General features: G+C 52.3%; 1 protein-coding gene and 1 pseudogene. Both read left to right on the forward strand.

Going from position 1 to position 1,399, the window contains the following annotated elements:
* Positions 1 to 93: 93 nt before the first annotated feature.
* Positions 94 to 600: a hypothetical protein gene (locus DV027_RS17270; protein ID WP_130732991.1), complete on the forward strand. Its 507-nt coding sequence runs from the start codon at positions 94 to 96 to the stop codon at positions 598 to 600.
* A gap of 284 nt (positions 601 to 884) precedes the next feature.
* A pseudogene (locus tag DV027_RS17275) lies at positions 885 to 1,399 on the forward strand (IS3-like element ISGxy1 family transposase); the annotation flags it as partial.

Genomic DNA, 1,399 nt, shown 5'->3' on the forward strand with positions numbered 1-1,399 from the left:
TGATCTCATCAGGTTGTCACAAACCCATGAATCATAACCTACTGAAATCACTCAACTCATTTTCGGTCAGACACTAAGGAAGATGGGACGGTCATGTATAAACCAGACAAGAGACGCCTGCGAACGCTGCTGGAATTTATAGCTGACCGCAAGAGTCATAATGGGTTGGCGCTCACAGCTTTGAGTGATGAAAACAACGGCAACATTCCAAATGAGGTCTTTTATGACCTGCAATATCTTCAGAATCATGGATATTGCGACATCGCCGCTCTTCATCAGAGCCCAATAGGGGAACGATGGACTTGGGCAGATCCTGTGACCGTCACGGCCTCTGGAACTGACTGGATTAGTGACGATGGAGGCCTGACGGCAGAGAAAAACACCATCACTGTCCGATTTGACGAAAGCACCATTAAGCTTCTGTTAAAACAGCGCCTTGAAATGACGGATGCACCAGAAGATGAAAAATCCAAGATAAGACAGGCTATCGAGGCAGCCCCGGCGACCGTGTTACAAGCAGCCGTGTCGGAAGCTGCGACATCTGGTCTGGCGCACATTCCAAATGTACTGGATTGGCTTGGAAGACTCTTTCTTGGTTGATGATGCCCATTTCACGGAATGGAACATATATTCCGGGCCTTTCATTCAGTGCCCCAATAAAATCTCCAGACGGAATATAGTCTGGCTTTGCGGCAATCCTTAAGCTTACCCCGTTATCATTAACCTCGGTCCAGATGCGCTCTATTACCCATACCTGCCGTGAGTTAAGTATCTGCTTCATAGCTATGTCTCAATTCATGTTAGCAGGGTGCAAGGTGAGAGGTGGTCCCCATTTTTCGGACAGGGCGATAAGCTATCATCTGGCCTGAACGAGGACGGGTTTTATGGGCAAGGTTACGCGGAAGAGGTATGCGGCAGAGTTCAAGTCACGGGTTGCGCTGGAGGCGATCCGTGGGGAACTGACGCTGGCGGAACTGGCTTCGAAACATGGGGTACATCAGACGATGATCGCCCAGTGGAAACGGCAGGCGATCGAGGGGATGGCGGCCACCTTTTCCGGGAAAGCGACGTCTGAGCCCCCGGTCAGCCCTGCTGATGTGGAGAAACTGCACGCGAAGATAGGCGAGCTTCTCGTGGAACGGGATTTTTTACGCGATGCCTCTGCTCGGTTGGGCGTGATCAGAGGCGGCAGATGATTGACCCGAAGCGAGCGCGTCTGCCGATAATTCGGCAATGCACGCTGCTGCGACTCAACCGGTCGGGCGTCTACTATCGGTCTGTGCCACAGAGTGAGGCCAATCTGGAGTTGATGCGGCTGATCGACGCCCAGTTCCTGGAAAGGCCGTATTATGGCTCGCGGCAGATGACATGGCATCTGCGCCGCCTGGGACATGAAGTG

The organism is Komagataeibacter xylinus (assembly GCF_004302915.1).
Taxonomy (GTDB): Bacteria; Pseudomonadota; Alphaproteobacteria; order Acetobacterales; family Acetobacteraceae; genus Komagataeibacter; species Komagataeibacter xylinus_C.